This window comes from Wolbachia endosymbiont (group A) of Nomada flava (genome assembly GCF_964027055.1).
GTDB classification, from domain to species: domain Bacteria; phylum Pseudomonadota; class Alphaproteobacteria; order Rickettsiales; family Anaplasmataceae; genus Wolbachia; species Wolbachia pipientis.
Window position 1 is genome coordinate 1,425,660 of the sequence record NZ_OZ034725.1, and the last position, 20,375, is coordinate 1,446,034.

The window sequence follows — 20,375 nt, forward strand, 5'->3', positions numbered from 1 at the left end:
CTTTTTTTTTTATTTAGCAAGGTATATCCTATGTTAGTTTTATAATTTGATATGTCAGATTTTTTGCAGTGCTACTTTGGAGTAAATAACTGTTACCCAAAATACTCTTCTTCTGTCATCCCAGTGCCCAGACACTGGGATCCAGAAAACTTAATTTTAAATGAATACATCAGGCTGTTGTATAATAAGAACTGGATTCCAGTGTCAAGCACTGGAATGACACCCTTCCGGTGGGAATTGCTCTCAAACTACAATGTTCGTACAGTTGTACTGGGATCCAGATATAAAAATATTTGCAAATTATGCAATGTACAACGGATTCTAGGAGTATATGTTAAAAATAATGTCCATAATGAAATAAGCTGGATGCCAGTATCATGCACTGGAATAACAACCTATAGGTACTGGGATGACAAAGGAGAGGTGTTATGATTTTATATCATTTTCCTCTTTGTCCATTTTCACGAAAAGTTAGAGCTTTTCTAAAAGAAAAAAAATTAGGCTGTGATCTAGTGTATGAAAATCCGTGGGAAAAGCGGAATGAATTTATGGAGATCAATCCAACCGGGCAAGTACCAGTGTTAATAGATAATAACTTTGTAATAGCGGATAGTAATGCCATTTGTGAATATATAGAAGAGACTTACAATAGCGACGTCAAATTACTTGGTTCATCCACTATTATTAAGTCTAAAATACGCGCTCTAATCAATTGGTTCGATAACAAATTTTACAATGAAGTTACTAAGTATATTATGAATGAAAAAGTAATTACTAACCGCAGCCCTGACTCTAGATTTCTTCATGCAGCTCAGCATAACCTGCCTTGCCATATGGAATACATCGAACACTTAATTAACAAGAACGTTTGGCTTGCAACTGATAAGTTCACTTTAGCTGATATTACTTTAGCATCGCATATTTCCGTAATGGATTATGTAAGTAGTTTTCCATGGGAAAAAAGTAAAATTTTAAAAGAATGGTACTCCATTGTTAAATCAAAGCCTTGTTTTCGTGAGATATTATTAGAGAGGATTTCTGGTTTAATCCCTCCTAAACATTATGCTGACCTTGATTTTTAACTTATGTTAGCTTTAAAGCTACAGTCATTCCTTCATCAGTTGGAATCAATATAGAGAAATATTTTTTTTCATCTGATAATCTATTATTAAACTCCCTCATGGCATGCCATGATTTTTCTGATACTTCTTTTGGAGGCGATTCTAAAAATACTGTGTTAAACAGTAGAGTGTTATCTGCAACGATTAGCCCATCTTGTTTAATGTATGACTCTGCCCAATCTAAATACTTAGGATAACTACTTTTGTCAGCATCAATAAATATCATGTCAAATGGTGCTTTTGCTGATAATTCATTAATTTTTTCCAGTGCATCGCCTTCTATTAGAGTAATTTTATCACTTAGATTAAAAGCACTAAAATTTTTTTTTGCTATTCTTGAGTGTTGAGGATTATTTTCTATTGTATATATATGACCGTCTTTTAGTAGAGCTTTTGCCATGCAAATCGACGAGTAACCGTATAACGTGCCAATCTCAACAATACTTTTGATTTTTTGGATTTTTATAAATAAACTTAATAGCTTTCCTTCTTCAGGGCCAATTTGAATATGTTGCTTTTTTTCAAGAATACAATATTCTTCTATTTTTTTATATTCTTTTGCAAATAGATTTCTTATGTATGACAATTTTATACTAAAATTATTACGCATATATTATAAATTAGGGAGACTTAATTCATACACAATTTATAAATATAATAATATAGTTTAAAATAATAAAAACATTTATTTTAAGTTATTATTTCATAGTATAAAATTTTAAGTGACAAAAATTATTATATATCGTACTATAGTTAACTAGTATAATAAACAGTCGATTATTATGCTAGAATTAAAGGGATTGTTTATGCGCATTTCTCTTTTTAAAATATAATTTTTATAATCAATTAGAGGGGGTTATATGTCTTATACTATTGCTGGTGAAGTTGAAACGTTAAACAAAAAATCTAACAAGAATGAAGGGGTTATGTTACTACATAATCCAGCTTATCGTGAAAAGTATAAAGAACGTTTTGATGAAGCTCAGAGAAAAGTTATGGATATGGTTCAGTTTTATGATGGGACAATAGTATTAATAGAGAATAAAATCGCTATGTATTACTACACTTGGCACAGTAAAAAAAGAGAGTTTGAGCGTAAAAAACAACAAACAGTAGTGAAAAACAATGACTCAGCATAGAGTCTTTTATATGGTAAGCTACAGTGGTATTACTTCACTATAGCTTTTCCATATAATTTATCTATCACATTAGTGAAGTATTTCAGCTCTTTATACCCTCCATGTTTAACTTTATTATGCTCTATATATGATTTATCATCGTTAAGCTTGATGAAAAATATTGGAGTGGCTGTGATACCAAGTTTATTAATTGCCAGTGATTTATCATTTACGATTTTATCCATTATTTTCTTATCATTAATGCATTGGTTAAATGCATCTTGCTTTAAGTTGCTTAGTGCAGCAATTCTTTGTAGTAAAGTCAAATCACTTAAATTGTAGTAATTCCACGAATCTATTGAGTTAAAAACAGCTTTGTTAAAATTAAAGTAGTCTTCTTGTTTTTCGTAGCAATGACTTAGCATTGCAGCCTTTAGCCCTCTGTAATCCAAAGGAAAATGACGAAATATATATAACATCTTACCTGTGTCTATATATTTCTCTTTAATTTTAGGAAAAACATTCCTATGAAAAAGAGAGCAGTGATAACAAGTTAATGAAGCATATTCTATCATTAGAATTGGTGCTTTTGGATCTCCTAATAATTTATCATCAGGTAATGGCGATAATAGCTCATTTGATGTTATTTCATTGGGTTTTTTTTGAATGTATTGGTTATCGGATAAATCTTGCTTAACAACTGCATAAGAATTAACACTTATGAAAATTAATAAAAACAATAGTCTAAAAATCATTACAATATAAACACTTAACTTACTAAAAAAAATTATACATTTATATTAATAATGTCAAGATAACTTTTGTTTAGCAAGGCTTTCAGCCCTATCTTTAAATGCAGCAATTATTTTACTTTGTGTATACTTATATACTGAGTTTAATAAAGTGGAAAATGAGTTGGACTTAAACTTAAACTCTATATAAAACTTTACCATAGTTTTATTTTCATCTATGGGAATGAATTGCCATTCATTGTATAGATGTTTAAATATTCCATTTGATGATACAGCTTTTATCCAACCTTCATTTGTTCCACTTGGAGAAAGAGAAGTAACTTCTGATGTATATCTACCTTTAATTCCATGAAAAGCTGCGAGGAGATCCACAACCATTTGGTTGTTAATTTTTTCTTTTATATAAACGGCTTTGCACCAAGGAACAAAATCAGGATACCTTTCAACATCAATTACAATTTGGAATACTTCATTAGGCAAACATAGGAAAACACCCTGTTCTTTGTATTGATGAAGCATAAATGTTAAACCAATCAAAATAGGATCCGTATCTACCGTCAGCCTTAGTAGATTCCTGAGACTAAAGTTAAGGTGGGCATCGCGTATCAATTTCAACGAAATTAACAGAGGCAATTCCCTTGACTAGAAATTATCGCTCGGGAAATTTAACTTAACTCATAACGCATAGAACAGACCCTTAATTAATTGTAGATGATTTATACAAGGTGTGTCTATAGATATATTAAAGCTAGCGATTATTATTTAATCTTTATTAAACTTTGCATTCTAAGTATCATAGCTAATAAATATATCTTATGAACATTACTAAAGTTTTAACTATCATTGTTTTTATTGTAATTTCTTCAAGTGCTTACACTAATTGTACAGATCACAAAATTTTTGTGCATACTATGAAGCAACAAGTGGATGGTATATCTACAAAGGAGAATAAAAAAAACCGGGAATGTGTGCAAAAAAAGCTTCAGGAGGTCATTCAAAACAATGTTAACCTCAAAGGAATATCGCAATTCGTTATAGGAAAACATTGGGCTTTAGTTAAACAAAAAGAAAAAGAAGATTTTTTAAGAGAGTATGAAGTGTATCTTACGCGTTTGTGCGTTAAAATTTTATATAAATACATGCATGATAGTGAAATGATCATAATGAGTACAAAAGCAGTTGACGATGAAACTTGCTTAATTGGTACAAGATTTTCTTACGGTGATGAAGAATTTACAAATATTGATTTTAAAGTTACTAAAAATAACAGTTCTTTCTTGATAAGTGATGTTGTAATGAGTGGAATAAGTATTGCTATTAATCAACGTTATCAATTTAGTGAAAAAATCGACACGCATGGCATAGCAAGCGTTATAGCTGAATTAAAATGCAATAACAATCCATGATATATATGCCTCATTGGCCTAAGCCACTTGGTAGCAGGCCGAATGATTTTTCTCTTGATCGCATAAAAGGCTTTCTTAGCAAACTAGATAACCCCGAGAAAAAAGTGCCTCCCGTAATTCATATATCTGGAACTAACGGGAAAGGCTCAACACTAGCATTTATAAGATATATAATGCAAGCAGCAGGGTATAAGGTACACGCATACACTTCTCCACATTTGGTGAATTTTAATGAAAGAATAGTTATTGCAGGCAGTTATATCGACGATAATGAATTATATAGCTTGTTAGAAGAATGCCGTGCCGTAATTGCAGAACAACCTATCACTCTGTTTGAAGCTGCAACTATTGCAGCTTTTTTAGCTTTTTCTCGTCATAAAGCCGATATAACTTTAGTTGAAGTGGGTATGGGTGGAAGGCTTGATGCAACAAATGTTATAGATAATCCGATTTTAACAATCATTACTTCCATTGCACTTGATCATACAGAATATCTTGGCCCTACTGTAGAAATTATAGCAGATGAAAAGGCTGGAATAATGAAACCTAATGTTCCTTGCGTAATAGCACCGCAAGAAAAATCTATAGTGAACACGCTAGAACACCACGCAATAAATAAGAAATCTTCCTTGTATAGAGGAGGTCTTGAATGGAATTGCAAAAAAAAGAACAACAAAATGGTTTTTCAATCAGCTATTCAATCAATAGAATTTCCTTTGCCATCTTTAAAGGGTGATCATCAGGTGATTAATGCAGGCAATGCTATTGCAGCATGTAGTATTTTAAGTGGAAAGTATGAATTTGATATTGGAGAAGAGGATATCACTTCAGGTTTACAGTGCACTTATTGGCCTGCACGGCTAGAGTTTATAAAAGAAGGTAATTTAATTTTCCTACTACCGAAAGATTGGCAATTATTTTTAGATGGTGCGCACAATAATGATGGTGCTAGAGTACTATCTCAGTGGGTAAAAGATAATTTTGCTGAAGGTATTTATATGGTTTTTGGTGTTACTCGTAACAGAAATGTGGAAGAGTTCTTAGAGCACTTAAAGCCATATATCAAGCTACTATGTGCGGTTTGTGTTAAGTCTGAACCTAAAGCAACAAATACAAATTTGATTAGGGAAAAAGCCAATAACATAGGAATAAAAGCAGTTGAATGTGAATCAATTGGCGATGCAATATCAAATCACATATTAAAAGCCTCTATCCAAAACGTCAAAACCATACTAATCTGTGGCTCATTGTTCCTAGCTAGAGATTTGAGTATGGAGAATAATCAACCCACTTCATGAGCTGAGGTGTTAAAAGCACCATCAGGATCTATAGTACTGCTTGGCTTTTCGGTTAATATTCCTACAGGTGCTCTTTGTTCAGTACCCCTTCCTTCAGTTTTCACAAGATCTACAACCTTTCTCTCGTAGATCTCAGTTGCTAACTGTAATAATAAAATGCACCCTAATACCGCAGCAAACCCAATGAGTATTTTACTGTCTACACAACTAGATTGATATTGTAATGTCAAACCAGCACCCAACAAAATACAAGGAAGATAAAATAAATATTGAGAAGTGAAAGTCAAAAATTTATATTTTCTGCTTTTAAACATTTCCTCTTTTAGCTTTTCTTGATCTAAGTTTTCGCCTTGTTCTTGTTGAGTATTCTGCAGGTCTACAATTTTTTTAACTAAAGAAAAAGTAAGATAAGTTGTTAAGAAAAAAGTTGTAACAGCTGTTATTAGACTAGCACTAAACAAAATACCAGGTGCATTGGTAAAATTAGCAGTCTTAAATAACCTAAATCCTAAGTAGAGATACGACACTAATGATGAAATGAGTAGTAATAGGTTTACTAATCCAAAAATAATGAAACATTTTATGTGCTTATCATTCTGGCCTTGTGAAGCTAATTGCACATATCTTTGCTCTTCCTCAACAATTATTAAATTTTTCCCATTGCTTAATGGCTTAGTATATTTTAAAAGTCCTGCCTTATATTCATTAATGGCTTGCATTTTTTCATTGCTTCCTCCTGTTTTATCTGAGTGAGATTTTCTTGCTAACTCTCTATACTTTTTTGTTATTATATAGATATCTCTAAAAAGTTACGCCCCTCTACTTCTTGCGTTTCAATGCCTAGCTCTTTAAATAAACTTTCATTATAATCATACTCTCTTGTTCTTAGCTTATAGCCCATATAACACCTACAAATTAACTAACTATTAATGTTCTATAATATACATATTTCCAAATTATGTCAATTATTTCATAAATATCTTTGGTAAAAATTATTTCTGTTATGACTAGCATGATAAGTGTATGAAGCGACTAAAATTGTCATTACAGCGCTTAGTGTACGACAGTGCTCCAACATTTAGGGTTGCAGTTTTCATGGCAGATCTGAGTAGCTGACCCATCTAAGAGGTGTCATTCAAGTAGCTGACACTGGAATGGCTTTGTTGCATCGCACCTTATACGGTAGTAATTTACAATAAATTCATGTAGCCATTTCGAATTTAGTCATTTCAGTGTTGGCTACTTGGATGACACCACCTGCTATGCTGCAAATTGCAACGTTCGTACACTAAAGTATAGTGTGTTACTAACGAAGGCAAACAAATATCTGCTTTATGAAAACGTTAATATTTTTCATTGAAATAATACATAAATACTAGAAAAACCTTGGCAGGTTATTCGCGTTTGATTATCATAGAGAATTATATAAATTAATAAATGATCTATGGCAAGTAACCCAGAAGAAAGAAATAGTGATAAACAAAAAGCGCTAGATAACGCAATAAGCCAGATTGAAAAAGCATTCGGTAAAGGTGCAATAATGAAGTTGAAGCAAAACCCTGTAGAAAAAATAGACACAATATCCACAGGATCAATTGCGCTTGATTCGGCTCTAGGTGTTGGAGGTCTGCCAAAAGGGCGTATAATTGAAATATTTGGCCCCGAGAGTTCTGGTAAAACCACTCTTGCCTTGCACGTGATTGCTGAAGCACAAAAAAAAGGAGGATCATGCGCATTTATCGATGCAGAACATGCATTGGATGTCTTATATGCTCGTAAACTTGGGGTAAGCACTGATGATTTAGTGATTTCACAACCAGACACTGGAGAGCAGGCGTTGCATATTGTTGAGTATTTAGTGTGTTCTGGTGCGGTTGATGTGATAGTTATTGACTCTGTCGCAGCATTAACTCCAAGAGCTGAAATTGAAGGTGATATGGGTGATCAACATATGGGGCTGCAAGCAAGGCTTCTAAGTCACGGGCTACGAAAGCTAACCTCTGCCGTTTCAAAAGCGAACTGTATATTGATATTTATTAATCAAATTCGTATGAAAATAGGAGTAGTGTATGGAAATCCTGAAACTACCACGGGTGGAAATGCATTAAAATTCTATACTTCTGTAAGGCTTGATATAAGAAAAATTGGTGTAATAAAAGACAAAGAAAATATTACAGGCAATGAAACAAGAGTTAAAGTTGTAAAAAATAAAGTTGCTCCTCCATTTAGAGAAGCGAAATTTGATATAATGTACAATGAAGGTATATCAAAACTCGGAGAAATAATAGATATGGGAGCAAAGCTTGGTGTGCTTGAAAAAGCAGGCGCTTACTATTCATATAACAACACACGTCTTGGGCAAGGAAGAGAGAATGTAAAAACTTACCTAAAAACAAACAAAGAAGTCGCAAATGAAATAGAAACGAAAATCAGAGATTTACTCAGAAATCATGATAATTCTATCATAATAGACGAGGATAGTGAGCAACTTTTAGAAGAATCAGTTTTCTAATTTAAGTTATAACATAGTATTTTCAAAAATAAATGATATATAGATAAAGTTTTCTGGGCTCCAATGTTAGTTACCTGGATAACAGGAAAGGGGCTATTTGGATGGTAAAATTAGCATTGGGATAAAATGCAAGAATTTTAACGAAAAAATACAACCCTCTTCCGTTTGACCTTACCCAGAAAAAGTGGAGAGAAAGAAAGGAGTTTTTTCGGGTAAAATAAAATTTTGGAGGATTAGAAATGGCAAGAGAATATACGGCAGAATTCAAATTGGAAGCTGTTAAGCTGGCAAATGAACAAAGAAAGGTAGGTCAACCAGTTGCAAAAGTAGCAAGAGATCTAGGAATAAGGGATAGTGTATTAGGAAAATGGATGAAGAAATATAACGAAAAAAAGTCAGCGGCAAATGCATTTCCAGATGTAGCACCTTATGACAAAGAGAGATTTGATTTACAGAAAGAGTTAGCAAAAGTAACAAGAGAAAGAGACATTTTAAAAAAAGCCCTGGCCAGTCAAAAAGAGTAAAATATTTTTTCATAAAAGAGCATAGTAAACACTATAAAGTGCAGGAATTATGTAGGGTTTTCTGCTAGTGGCTACTATAAGTGGACTACAAGGAAAATAAGCAGTAGAGAATCAGCAAATAAAGAGTTATTAGCAGATATTCAAAAAATATATCAAGCTTCTAAATGTAGATATGGAGCTCCTAAAATTCATGCTGAATTAAAGGCTTTGGGTAAAAGTTGCAACTTAAAAACAGTGCAAAGTATTATGCAGAAAAATGGTATTCAGGCTATATTGAGAAGAAAATTTAAAATTAAGAAACAACAAACGGACAGTAGAGTCGTAGCTCCCAATATATTAGACCAAAACTTTATTGTCGATCAACCAAATAAAGTATGGGATTACTTATATAAAAACCAAAGAAGGATGGCTATATTTGGCAACAATAATCGATCTATATTCACGCATGGTAGTTGGCTGGTCAATGAGCAGTTCAATAAATAAACAATTGGTTATGGACTCTTTATTAATGGCCGTTAACAAGCGTAAACCTGCCAAAAATCTACTATTACATAGTGATCAAGGTTCACAATATACTTCGCAAGGTTATCAATATCTCTTATCCATAAAAAACATAGATGAGTCATAAAGGTTGTTGTTACGACAATTCTGTTGTGGAAAGCTTCTTCAGTTCTCTAAAAAGGGAGTTACCAATAGACACCTCTCGGCACTCTAAACAGCATATCAAAACTGCTATATTTGAATATATAGAAATTTTTTATAACAAACAACGTCACTATTAACTATTGCATTCCTGAGCATTTTGATTCATCATTCTCTTTGTGAAAAACATTCCAAACTTTCTCTCCACTTTTTCTGGGTAAGGTCAGAGATTAAGCACATTCATGTACGCTGAAGAAGATACGCTACATTTTTACTGAAATTTGATTATTTTTAATAGAAAGGCCTGCAGGCGAAGATAAATTTTGAGCTCGAGAAATATCTCAATTGTCATTATAATTAAAATTTTTAGTATGCGGAAGTACTTTTTTAGCTAAGTAAGATTTACGTGCTGGAATGACAAGGTATCATCCAAGTAGCTGAAACCTAGAATATCCTAAATTACAAATTGAACTTGAAAAATACTATAGTATAAGCTCTCTTAAAAAAAGCTTTTCATGAGAAATTATAAATGATAAATTGTTAACAATAGGTTATTGTGAATAAGATTATGTGTTTTAGTTTACCTAATATAAACAGGGAAGGTTACTCATTTATAGTAGTTTCCTTTATAGTAACGTGTATAGCATTCTCTATATCTTGGGGGTTTGGTGTTACGTGCTTGTTCCCGACATTATTGTGTACTTATTTCTTTCGTGATCCAGCAAGAGTTGTGCCAAACAATAAGGATCTTATATTAAGTCCTGCTGATGGTGTGATTTCAAAAATTGAAGAAGTTAATTATCCTTTATCGGCAGAAAATGGAGAAGAGAAGAAGTTTACGCTTGTTAGCATATTTTTAAGTGTTTTGAACGTCCATGTGAACCGTATACCAATATCTGGTACGATAAAGGAAATGAGTTATAAAAAAGGCAAGTTTGTATCCGCAATGAGCAATAGGTCTAGTAATGAAAATGAAAAGCAGGTTATTGTGATTGAATACGAAAAGGGAAAAGAAATTATTGTGGAGCAAATAGCTGGATTAATTGCACGTCGTATCGTTTGTAATTTAGGAGTATCCCAGAACGTAAAAACAGGTGAAAGGTTTGGAATTATAAGATTTGGCAGTAGAGTAAATATTTATGTTCCTGCTGATATAGAAGTAAGAGTTTCAGAAGGGCAAACTGTTATTGGTGGTGAAACAATTATAGCAAACTTAAATAAGGAAAACGCTCAAGAGAAGCTTACTTTTGACGTTATATGAATAACGATGGAAGTAACAGTAGATTCTTACCTATTACTAAATTATTCCCAAACTTTATAACTTTATTGGGTTTATGTTCTGGTCTCACTTCACTTAAATTTACATTTAATGAACAATGGGAATTCTCAGTAATTTTTATCATCATTGCAGCAATAATAGATGGAATGGATGGCAGAATAGCTAGAATTCTAAAATCAACTAGCGATTTTGGAGCCCAGCTTGATTCTTTTGCAGATTTTCTAAATTTTGGTGCAGCGCCTGCATTTCTTTTGTATTTTTGGAAGCTAAACGAAATCAAAGTCATAGGTTGGATTTTAGTAATGATATACGTAATCTGCATATCAATAAGACTTGCAAGATTCAATGTTTCGCTACACTCAGAACAATCACATTGGGAAAAATTTTTCTTTTCTGGTGTTCCAGCTCCAGTGTGTGCTTTACTTTCTTTGTTACCAATAATTATTACCTTTCAATCTCATGAGAGTGAATACTTACTTCTCATAGAGCGATTTTTTAACACAAGAAACGTAGCTTATTACTTTTTGGCCATTTCATTTTTTTCGATAAGTCACATTCCAACTTTCTCCGCAAAATATATTTATATTCCCAAAAGCCTATCCTATATATTTGTGTCATTTTTTGGAGTACTTATTGTATTTTTCATCAGTAAGCCCTGGATGACTCTACCAATTTTAGGTATAGTGTATACGCTTACTATTCCAATAAGCATTGGTTTTTATATATATTTTACATATAAAACTCGTTAGCTAACAAAAAATAGAAAACTGCATGATTTTGAAGATAAGTGAACTATTAAATTCATTTCTGTATATAAAGATATTCAACATTCCATTTATAATTATTTGGGTAATTGCAACTGGAATCTTTTGTACTGCCCAGTTCAAATTCATTAACTTTAGGTTACTTAAATATGGAATACAGACGCTATTCAATCTAAAGTGTAATAACAGCAACAATGGCATAATCACTCATATTCAAGCGTTTGCAACAGTAATTTCAGGAACAGTTGGTCTTGGAACAATATCAGGAGTTGCAATAGCTATCACAATAGGAGGTCCAAGTGCAGTTTTTTGGATGGTAATTACCGGAATACTTGCTATGTCGATAAAGTTTGCCGAGGTGGTGCTTGCATTCACTTATCGCTCTGAAAATACAACTGGTGGTGCTTTTTATTACATGGAATACGGGCTTGCAAAGATTGGATTTGCAAAAACTGGTAGATTTCTTGCCTTCACTTATGCGATTATGCTACTTATTGCAATGATTTTGGGCGGCATACCATTTCAAGCAAATCAAATAGCAGCACTATCAAATAACCTCCTAGAATATAACGCATCCATTATTATATCCCTGCTTGTCTTTATTGTAATATTGGGAGGAATAAAGCGCATTGCTTTCGTTTCAACGAGCTTAGCACCAATTATGATAGTGCTATATGTTTGTATGTGTATATATTTAATTTATGTAAATGGAAGTAATTTGCTGAATGCTTTATCTATAATATTTCAAGACATCTTTAATAAATCAGCTATAGGAAGCGGAGTATTGAGCGGATTAATAGCAGGAGTAAGGAGATCAGTGTTTGCTAACGAAGCAGGTACCGGAACAGCAGCTATAGCACATTCAACTGTAAAAGAAGAAGATCCAATTAAAGTTGGGTGCGTTGCAATGATTGCACCACTTATAGACACAATATTAATCTCATTTTTGACTGGTATCGTGATAATTATCACTGGTATGCACAGTACTGATAACGTGGGTGATATTACACTAATTAGTTCGGTATTTTCAACAGCTTTGCCCTTGTTTAGCAAGTTAGTTTTTCCGCTAATGATGTTTTCCTTTGCATTTTCCACAATAATAGCTTATTGTTACTACTGTGAAGTTGCTTTGCTGTACTTATTTGGTAATAAAAAAATACTGATACTGTTCCAAATTCTTATAGTGGTTTCAGTGTATATCAGTTGTATGTCAAAGAATATAGAATTTATATCTTATCTAGGTGACAGTTTGTTTATGTGCCTTATGATTCCAAATGCTGTTGCAATATATCTACTAAGAAGGGAAGTTTTGAATACAATAGATTCTTATTACAATTCTAAAGGGTATTAACATGATTTATAGATTGCTTTGTATGGTGTTATTTTGCCTATTGTTTAATGATGTGTACGCTGCTTCAGGTTTTTACGAAAGTTATGATGCTGTGTTGAACGGAATAAATAATTTCATGAATGAAGTACTGTTTTTCAAGATCCTTTACGTGCCATTTATAATCCTTCTACTAGTTTTTGGTTATGTGTTTCTAACATTACGTTTTGGATTTCTCAACATAAGAATGTTTAAGCATGCATTTGCTATTTTATGTGGAAAATATGACACGAATCACCATGATGGTCATATTACGCATTTTCAGGCATTTATGACTGCACTTTCAAGCACAGTAGGCCTTGGAACTGTTGCTGGAGTCGCAATTGCAGTTTCAATGGGAGGGCCAGGAGCGGTGCCTTGGATGATGATTACAGGTTTTTTTGGTATGTCAGCAAAATTTGCTGAGGTAACGTTGGCGTTTAGACATAGAACAGAAGATCAGGACCAATTGTTTAGTGGTCCCTTTCAGTATATAAGGAATGGTCTGGAGGAATTTGGATTTAAAAAACTTGGTATTGTGCTGGCTGCCATGTATGCAGTATTCTTTGTATTATCAGGTCTTGGTGGAAGTGTAGCGTTTCAAACCAACCAAATGGTTTCCATATTATCTGGCTATTCAAGTTGGGTAGATGGTCACTCTTGGTTTCTTTCTTCCATAATCTCTGCGCTGCTTGCTCTAGTGATTATTGGTGGAATTAAAAGGATAGCTAGAGTATCTTCTGCACTAGTGCCTATTATGTCACTTATATATATCTTTAGTTGTATTATTATTATTGCATTTAATATTCATAACCTTGGTTATACGTTGAAAATATTATTTTCCACTATGATAGATTTCAATGCTGTTGGCGGAGGGATGGTAGGAGCATTTGTTGCTGGAATTCAAAGGGCAATCTTTGCCAGCGAAGCGGGTGTTGGTTCTGCTTCAATTACTCATGCAACAACTAAAGATGAAGAACCAGTAAGAACAGGGCTTGTTGCAATGATAGAGCCGTGTTTTGATACAATGCTCATTTGCTGTTTAACTGGAATAACGATAGTAATAACAGGTGCATACCAAACAGGTGTTGGTGAGGGAATATTAATTACTCAAAAGGCATTTGAGACAGTTTCTCCATGGTTTCCTATACTTTTAACCATAGCTGCACCTTTGTTTGCATTTTCTTCGGTAATTTCATTTGTATATTGTTGTGAAATGGGGTGGTTATATTTGTTTGGTGCAAAAAGTATAGTGATATACCGCATAGCGGTAATAATTGTGGCGTTTTTCTCTGGTCTTTCTAAAGATATAATGGCTATTGCCAATATCGGTGGAACTTTGTTCTCTTGTTTAGCTCTCATCAATATGACAGCGCTTATACTGTTTAGCAATCAGATTAACGACGAAGTTCAGTGCTACCTAAAAAGGCTGAGGAATAATAAAATTAATTAAATTTTGGCATATGCGGAGAGGTATAGCTATAATAAGTAAGATTTCCCTACGTCATACCGCGATTTATTCGCGGTATCTCAGCATAGATCCCGCTAACAAGCAGCGGGATGACGAAATTTTGCGATTATTAATCAGTAAATTTTACCTGTGTTAGTTATAGTCCTTACACTATCCTACATACTCGGTTCAATACCGTTTAGCTTAATCATTACAAGAATAAAAGGGATAAACTTAAGAGAAGTAGGTTCAGGAAACATTGGTGCTACAAACGTTGCAAGGACGGGAAATAAATTTCTTGCTGCTTTGGCATTATTTCTGGATTCCTTTAAGGGATTTATTGCCGTTTATATAGCACAACAATTTTGTGATAATAACGATTTTTATATATATGTATCTGCAATTTTAGCAGTTTTAGGACACATATTTCCTATTTGGCTAAAATTCAGTGGAGGAAAGGGTGTTGCAACCACTCTAGGGATACTGATAGCATTTAACATCGATATTACTTTAGTATTCGTAATAATTTGGATAATAGTCTTTCTTGCCTTTAGATACTCTTCCCTTGCTTCACTCAGTGCTACTTCAACGGCTGTAGCATGGTCCTTTTTTTTTCAGAGGAATTTGTTCTTAACATTACTAATTATAGGAGCACTGGTCTTCCTAAAACACCACAGAAATATTGTGAATCTTCTGCAAGGTAAAGAGTATAAATTTTATAGATAATGTACTGCCAAATTATTGACACTTAAACTACGAGACAAATTGCTTGACGGTATGATTTTTGCTTTTGTTATATTCTCTACTTCTTGAGGTGTTAAAAGACCATCTTCAATGAATTCCTTTTTTGTTTCTCTTATTTTTTCATAAAGTTGAGTAACGTGATCTTTATTTCCTTCATATACACTTTCAATTTCTAACTCTAGCTTATGTGAAGCTCCTTTTTTTAACATTTCATCCATTGCTGCTTTTGTTACTTTTAACCTTTCTTGCAAAATTTTCGTTATTTTTACTGAGTTCTACATATACCCTATAACATCTTTTTTCTCTTGGGAGCATTCTTAACCCATCTAACATGCTAATTATCTGACCTTCAATAGTCTTCTCAGCCTTTAATTTAAATTCTGCTACTTCTTCTTCTATTATCTTATTAGCTATTCTCTTAGCTCCATCCAAAGATGAATCCTTGAGAGAAAAATCTGTCTCGAGTAGATCTCGATTTAATAGCTCTAAGAATACTTTTTTTCCGATGTTTTCGAGTAAACTTTCTTGGTCATCTAAATCATGCTCCTGCAGTTTATTTCTCATGTGCTGAACCAGCTCACAACATTGTAATTTATTTAACTTTATAGAGCTAATATTTTTCATTAACGTCAGCACAATTTGTTCACTATATTGAGAAGTAATACTCAATAATTTTCTCATTAAAGGAATACTTACTTCTGAAATAAAATCACCGACTACCTTCTGATTTTCATCGTCTTCATAACCATTTTGAACGTCATACCAAGCCTTAAAAATTTCTTTATTGTTTTTCTTGTTTTTTAACCTGTCTAACATAAACTCACGTGCTTCATTTTGTGCTTCTGAAAGTAATATTTGCCTTGGAGGAGTAAATCTAATTTCTGGATCAGGATGAATACCCTCTAGCGTGCTTAACATTCTATAGATAATACCGGTGAAGCAAGTGTTAGGAATTCGCTCTTTTCTAGAGAAAGTTTGGCTATCAAGCAAATTTGTAATTAACGCGTCTTTTTTATTTTTTACAGCTTCTCTGTCTCCATCATTGCAGGCTTTCAGAACTAAAAGTAAAATCCGTCCACCTGTAAAGCCGGAGCTATGCTTTTGATCATCTTTGCAAAAGTCATTTAAAAATGCAATTACTCTTCCTTTATCTTCATCACTAAATTGACGATAATTAAGTTCATATAAATCATTTATATATTCAATAAATTGCTTGAATTCCCTATCATTAATAACGTCTTTGGATACTTCTTCACCATACTTATCTTTTAATTTATCAATATTTTTAATGATATCATCATTTAACTTATGAGGAAGCAAATGCTCGAGCTTAACATCAAAACTATTAACCATACCACGTAAATTCTCTTTTATACCTTCCAAAAAGAAATTTATAGAAGCTTTAAGCAGCGTAAATGGGTTAAAATCTTTTGGCCTTAGTTCACTCTGCAATAAAATTAATAGCATTGTAAGTGGTATAGTTCCCAGTAACGAAATAAGCAAGAAAGTGGTAGAGAAAGCTAGATATGTTATGAAAGCAGAAAACAAGAGGAAGGCTGCTACCTTGATTGTATTGTTTTTAAAAAATATTTCCCAATATTCCCTTTTGCTCATTTTTTGCTGTTTTGCCGTTTTTATTTCTTTGTAGATATAAAGAGTTTTAATTTCAGACCTGAAGAACATACTACCAAGAGAAAAAAGAACATTAACAGGATTAGTGATAATGCTTAACGAGACAAAAGCTCCAAAGTAGCTAACAAATTTTATCTTACTAGAATCCTTTGAAGGAAATTGTATTTGAGAAATACCTATCATAGCTTACCTTCAACATCATTACACTCTAGTAATAGCATAATAATTTAAAACGTCAATGTTTAAGTATCTTATTATCCGCACACTCATCGTATTCGATCTCGACTGTAGAGTGTGCTATCTCGAACTTATCTAGCAATATTTTTTTTATTTCATATAAAACATTGGTGTGCTGCACATTTTGCTTTATTTTAGCATGCATGGTAATTATAAAATAATTATCAGACAGCGACCATGCATGTATGTGGTGCACATCTATCACTTCAGGTAGCTTAGATACAATTTTACTTTTTATTTCTTCAGTTGATATGCCTTCAGGTGTACCTTCAAGAAGTATATGGCAAGAATTCTTTAGAATTTTGTAGCCACTATTTAAAATTATTACACTAACAAGTACTGACAGAATAGGATCTACTATTTGCCATCCAGTAAGCATAATAATTATGGATGCAAGTATAGCAGCTACAGAACCTAAGATATCTCCTATAACGTGCAGTACAGCACTTTTTATGTTTATATTGCTCTCGCATTTACTATGTAATATAAAAAAGACTATTATGTTAGAGACAAGACCGAGTGTAGCAATTATTAACATTACTTTCCACTCAACATTGACTGGAAAAATAAACCTTTTTATTGACTCAATTATAATGATTACTGCAATGAGGAATAGAGTTAAACCATTAACAAATGCTGCAATTATCTGCAACCGATGATATCCGTATGATCTCTGCAAATCGGATTTCTTAGCTGAAAACCTATGTGCTAACCAGCTTAAAACCAAGGCAAAGAGGTCAGTGAGCATATGCCCTGCATCTGATAATAGAGCAAGCGAATGTGAAATTATTCCACCTACTATTTCCATAAACATTGTTATCGCAACTATTATTATGGAATAGATTAAGCGCTTGGACTGCGCTGCTGAGTGTTTACCGTTATGCACTGCTGTCATATAAAATCTTTTCATAAACAAAAACGTGGGTAACACTGGGTTCGAACCAGCGACCGCTTGCACGTCAAGCAAGTGCTCTACCAACTGAGCTAATTACCCATCGTGGTTTTAGTATAGTGCTTTGGTGGAATGAAAGTCAATAAACCACTTTGCTTTTGTCCTTGTCCAATGTGATTCCGGAATATAGCTGTATAGAATTTCAGCCACATTCTAAATTTTACATATTAAGTTAACTATCTATACTTTATTTATTAAGATATAAATTATATTAATACAGGGATTTACGTTTTTTTTAGGGAAATTACTTTATGCTTGATATTGAAAGATCAGCAAATTAGAGGTTAAAATTATGACAATTAGTCAACAAGTAAATAAAAATATAACTAAAGCAGAATATTTCAACAATAACGGCAAAGGGTTTAATTCGCCACATGTTATAGAAGTTGAAGATTTAAATATTAAAGTAGAGGTTTATTCTCACAATTTAAGAGCAAGTAAAGTTGCTAACATTGAAAGTGAGATAAGAGAAACAGCTACTAATTTTAAAAACGCATTCGAGTTAGAACGCGGCAGTTCAGAACAAACATTTAAAATTTACATGTTTGATGACAAGGATGATTACACTCACCTTGGCGGAAGCGAGCGTTTCGGTTCTTACCTTGGAGACGAAGGTGGTAAATGTTACTACAAAGGGAAAGCTGATGTTTTTGCTGAAATGTACGTCTACCAACAAGGTGGCGTTCATAATCTTCAGCATGAATTTGCACATGGTTTAACTTACTTGGCTACAGGAGGCAAATCTTTACCTACAGTATTAATGGAAGGAATTGCAGATTACTTTGAGCATCATTCAGATCATAAATTCAATTCTCAAGGATCAAGTATCGACAAAACTGAAGCTGCAAATCTGGATTTAGATAAAATTTTAAGTTTAGAATACTCAAAGGACAGCGAAGCAAATAGCCTGGTTTATAAAACAGGTCATGCGTTGATAATGTACTTACAGGAAAAAGATCCTAGTTTATTAAGAGACTACCTAGATGCTGTACGTAAAGGTAACTCAGATGAGTCAAAAAATTTCTTGAAAGACATAAAAGGACATGATGCTGACTTCAAAAGTTGGCTTGCTGAGAATGATACAGAAACTGCAATGGAACATCTCAACGCTTTGCAAGTTACAAAAGGAGATTTTATAGCAACTGGTCAGGAAATAGTGGGTGGAGAAATTAAAAACGTATCCTACTATAAAGCAAATATAGAAAAAATGGATGGAGAAAACGTTGGAAGTTTTTCTCCTGTAGAACACGTTGCATTTCATAATGTTGCTCGTGCTATAAATAGGGCAACAAATGATAAACTTGATATATCAAAGGAATATCATTTCCTCAAGGTAGTAAAAACTTCCGATGGACAGGATAAACTAACTTACTCTGACCAACAAGGTAATGAATATCAAAACAGTCAAGAGTATAAAGATCAGGCTTTCAGGATATTATCAAAATATGATACAGAGATTAAGAATCAGGTAGATGAATTTGATAATTTGAATAAAGAACGTGGTGAAATGTATCAAAAATATCATAAAGGAGAAATTACTATTGAAGAGTTACGTAATGAGGAAAATACAAAATACAGACCAGCATTTTTAAAGTTTGATCAACTAAAAAACAAAGCAGTTGATGAGATTGAAAATAATCCTCAGGCAGCAAAAATATTAGGAGAGCTGGTCAATATCGATTCAAACTTGAGAGGTTGTCCGGAAACAAGTAAAAGGCTATAATATCTGAAATTTTAGTACGGGGTAAAGATGAGAAAAAAGTATCCAACAGATCTAAGCGAAAGGGAATGGGCAAGAATAGAAAAACACTTCAGAGTATCATACAAGAAAGGAGGAAGGCCGCCAAAGTATAGCAAAAGAGAAATATTAGAAGCAATTTTCTATGTATTGCGTACAGGGTGTCAATGGCGGTATTTACCAAATGATTTTCCGCTATGGAAGACTGTGTATGAGCAGTTCAGGCAATGGAAGAAGCAGGGAATTTTTGAGAAAATGAATTATGAAATATAGTAGAAGAAAAATAGGAAGGAATGAGCAGCCGAGTGCCTGTATAGTAGATAGTCAATCTGTAAAGACTACAGAAAAGGGGGGATCAAAGGCTATGATGGAAGTAAAAAAGTAAAGGGTAGAAAAAGGCATATAATTACAGACACTCAGGGTTTTATACTAGGTTGTTACGTAGGCGCTGCTAACGAAAATGATAGAGATGGTATTAAAATAGCATTAAACAATATGAGAACAAAATATACTAAAGTTAAAAAAATGTGGGCTGACATGGGATACCAAGGAAGAAATTTAAAGAATCACATAAAGGAAGAATATGACATAGATATTGAAATTGTTAAAAGGCCTCCATGTAGATTTTGGGTGCACAAAGATACGCCACCTGAGCTACTACCAACAAGAGAACAAGGGTTTAAAGTACAGCCAAGAAGATGGGTTGTAGAAAGGACTTTTGCTTGGGTTAATAGGAATAGAAGGCTATCGAAGGAGTATGATTTACTCACAACATCCACTGAGAATTTCATATACCTAGCTATGAGTAGGGTTATGTTAAAGAGGGAATATGCTTGAATT

General features: G+C 33.2%; 21 protein-coding genes, 1 tRNA gene, 1 other RNA gene and 3 pseudogenes. 17 read left to right on the plus strand and 9 right to left on the minus strand.

Annotated features, from left to right (window positions below; genetic code table 11):
• Positions 1-114: 114 nt before the first annotated feature.
• Positions 115-321: pseudogene (locus tag AAGD70_RS07865) on the plus strand (WPE palindromic element domain-containing protein); the annotation flags it as partial.
• 107 nt (positions 322-428) lie between these two features.
• Positions 429-1,082, plus strand: coding sequence for a glutathione S-transferase family protein (locus AAGD70_RS07505; protein WP_065094500.1), 654 nt, complete (start codon positions 429-431; stop codon positions 1,080-1,082).
• Between the two features lies 1 nt (position 1,083).
• Here AAGD70_RS07505 and AAGD70_RS07510 read toward each other — a convergent pair whose 3' ends face one another.
• Complete coding sequence (locus AAGD70_RS07510; RefSeq protein WP_010081993.1) at positions 1,084-1,731, minus strand: O-methyltransferase; 648 nt, start codon at positions 1,729-1,731, stop codon at positions 1,084-1,086.
• Positions 1,732-1,981: 250 nt separating this feature from the next.
• Here AAGD70_RS07510 and AAGD70_RS07515 point away from each other — a divergent pair, with 250 nt between their 5' ends.
• Positions 1,982-2,260: a DUF2671 domain-containing protein gene (locus AAGD70_RS07515; RefSeq protein ID WP_006279425.1), complete on the plus strand. Its 279-nt coding sequence runs from the start codon at positions 1,982-1,984 to the stop codon at positions 2,258-2,260.
• Positions 2,261-2,289: 29 nt separating this feature from the next.
• Here AAGD70_RS07515 and AAGD70_RS07520 read toward each other — a convergent pair whose 3' ends face one another.
• The 3 genes from AAGD70_RS07520 to ssrS all read right to left on the minus strand — a co-directional run bounded on the left by AAGD70_RS07520 (position 2,290) and on the right by ssrS (position 3,690).
• Positions 2,290-2,994, minus strand: a complete 705-nt coding sequence (locus tag AAGD70_RS07520) for a DsbA family protein (RefSeq protein WP_065094498.1) — start codon at positions 2,992-2,994, stop codon at positions 2,290-2,292.
• A gap of 54 nt (positions 2,995-3,048) precedes the next feature.
• Positions 3,049-3,510, minus strand: coding sequence for a type II toxin-antitoxin system RatA family toxin (locus AAGD70_RS07525; RefSeq protein ID WP_010963012.1), 462 nt, complete (start codon positions 3,508-3,510; stop codon positions 3,049-3,051).
• Between the two features lie 19 nt (positions 3,511-3,529).
• A non-coding RNA gene (ssrS, locus tag AAGD70_RS07530) (6S RNA) lies at positions 3,530-3,690 on the minus strand.
• A gap of 116 nt (positions 3,691-3,806) precedes the next feature.
• Between ssrS and AAGD70_RS07535 the strand changes: the two genes are divergently transcribed.
• On the plus strand, positions 3,807-4,397 hold the full coding sequence (locus tag AAGD70_RS07535) for a phospholipid-binding protein MlaC (protein WP_010963011.1): 591 nt from the start codon (positions 3,807-3,809) through the stop codon (positions 4,395-4,397).
• A complete protein-coding gene (locus AAGD70_RS07540; protein ID WP_065094497.1) occupies positions 4,394-5,695 on the plus strand; it encodes a bifunctional folylpolyglutamate synthase/dihydrofolate synthase in 1,302 nt (433 codons plus the stop codon). The genes AAGD70_RS07535 and AAGD70_RS07540 overlap by 4 nt, the downstream gene beginning before the upstream one ends.
• Here the strand turns inward: AAGD70_RS07540 and AAGD70_RS07545 are convergent.
• Positions 5,680-6,414: a molecular chaperone DnaJ gene (locus AAGD70_RS07545; RefSeq protein WP_245611011.1), complete on the minus strand. Its 735-nt coding sequence runs from the start codon at positions 6,412-6,414 to the stop codon at positions 5,680-5,682. The genes AAGD70_RS07540 and AAGD70_RS07545 overlap by 16 nt on opposite strands.
• Positions 6,415-7,139: 725 nt before the next feature.
• Between AAGD70_RS07545 and recA the strand changes: the two genes are divergently transcribed.
• The 10 genes and pseudogenes from recA (at position 7,140) to plsY (ending at position 14,958) form a co-directional block, all read left to right on the plus strand.
• The gene (gene recA, locus AAGD70_RS07550; protein WP_012673345.1) at positions 7,140-8,207 is read left to right on the plus strand and encodes a recombinase RecA; all 1,068 of its coding nucleotides are present in this window, start codon (positions 7,140-7,142) and stop codon (positions 8,205-8,207) included.
• A gap of 239 nt (positions 8,208-8,446) precedes the next feature.
• Positions 8,447-8,731 carry a transposase gene (locus AAGD70_RS07555; RefSeq protein ID WP_038198869.1) on the plus strand — a complete coding sequence of 95 codons (285 nt, stop codon included), beginning with the start codon at positions 8,447-8,449 and terminating at the stop codon, positions 8,729-8,731.
• A 147-nt stretch (positions 8,732-8,878) separates the two neighbouring features.
• Positions 8,879-8,959: pseudogene (locus AAGD70_RS07560) on the plus strand (hypothetical protein); the annotation flags it as partial.
• 124 nt (positions 8,960-9,083) lie between these two features.
• Positions 9,084-9,359 carry a DDE-type integrase/transposase/recombinase gene (locus tag AAGD70_RS07565; protein ID WP_082942384.1) on the plus strand — a complete coding sequence of 92 codons (276 nt, stop codon included), beginning with the start codon at positions 9,084-9,086 and terminating at the stop codon, positions 9,357-9,359.
• The gene (locus AAGD70_RS07870) at positions 9,349-9,513 is read left to right on the plus strand and encodes an IS3 family transposase (protein WP_081600772.1); all 165 of its coding nucleotides are present in this window, start codon (positions 9,349-9,351) and stop codon (positions 9,511-9,513) included. The genes AAGD70_RS07565 and AAGD70_RS07870 overlap by 11 nt, the downstream gene beginning before the upstream one ends.
• A 428-nt stretch (positions 9,514-9,941) precedes the next feature.
• Positions 9,942-10,634, plus strand: coding sequence for a phosphatidylserine decarboxylase (locus tag AAGD70_RS07570; protein ID WP_065095000.1), 693 nt, complete (start codon positions 9,942-9,944; stop codon positions 10,632-10,634).
• Positions 10,631-11,401 (plus strand): CDP-alcohol phosphatidyltransferase family protein, encoded by a 771-nt coding sequence (locus AAGD70_RS07575; RefSeq protein ID WP_065094999.1) that lies wholly within the window; start codon positions 10,631-10,633, stop codon positions 11,399-11,401. The genes AAGD70_RS07570 and AAGD70_RS07575 overlap by 4 nt, the downstream gene beginning before the upstream one ends.
• A 22-nt stretch (positions 11,402-11,423) precedes the next feature.
• Positions 11,424-12,767 (plus strand): alanine/glycine:cation symporter family protein, encoded by a 1,344-nt coding sequence (locus AAGD70_RS07580; protein WP_065094998.1) that lies wholly within the window; start codon positions 11,424-11,426, stop codon positions 12,765-12,767.
• A 1-nt stretch (position 12,768) separates the two neighbouring features.
• Positions 12,769-14,235 carry an alanine/glycine:cation symporter family protein gene (locus AAGD70_RS07585; protein ID WP_065094997.1) on the plus strand — a complete coding sequence of 489 codons (1,467 nt, stop codon included), beginning with the start codon at positions 12,769-12,771 and terminating at the stop codon, positions 14,233-14,235.
• 147 nt (positions 14,236-14,382) lie between these two features.
• A complete protein-coding gene (gene plsY, locus AAGD70_RS07590; protein ID WP_065094996.1) occupies positions 14,383-14,958 on the plus strand; it encodes a glycerol-3-phosphate 1-O-acyltransferase PlsY in 576 nt (191 codons plus the stop codon).
• On the opposite strand, the gene AAGD70_RS07595 is transcribed toward plsY, so the two are convergent.
• The 4 genes from AAGD70_RS07595 to AAGD70_RS07610 form a co-directional block, all read right to left on the minus strand.
• Entirely contained in the window at positions 14,949-15,185 is a 237-nt protein-coding gene (locus AAGD70_RS07595; RefSeq protein ID WP_245611464.1) for a hypothetical protein, read from the minus strand. The two genes, plsY and AAGD70_RS07595, sit on opposite strands and share 10 nt — an antisense overlap.
• 1 nt (position 15,186) lies before the next feature.
• Entirely contained in the window at positions 15,187-16,791 is a 1,605-nt protein-coding gene (locus AAGD70_RS07600) for a hypothetical protein (RefSeq protein WP_245611058.1), read from the minus strand.
• Positions 16,792-16,843: 52 nt separating this feature from the next.
• A complete protein-coding gene (locus tag AAGD70_RS07605) occupies positions 16,844-17,755 on the minus strand; it encodes a cation diffusion facilitator family transporter (RefSeq protein WP_082941411.1) in 912 nt (303 codons plus the stop codon).
• Between the two features lie 11 nt (positions 17,756-17,766).
• Positions 17,767-17,839 (minus strand) — tRNA-Val (locus tag AAGD70_RS07610).
• Between the two features lie 250 nt (positions 17,840-18,089).
• Between AAGD70_RS07610 and AAGD70_RS07615 the strand changes: the two genes are divergently transcribed.
• Positions 18,090-19,520, plus strand: coding sequence for a collagenase (locus tag AAGD70_RS07615; RefSeq protein WP_245611059.1), 1,431 nt, complete (start codon positions 18,090-18,092; stop codon positions 19,518-19,520).
• Positions 19,521-19,547: 27 nt separating this feature from the next.
• Positions 19,548-20,372 (plus strand): annotated as a pseudogene (locus AAGD70_RS07620) (IS5-like element ISWpi1 family transposase).
• Positions 20,373-20,375: the final 3 nt, after the last annotated feature.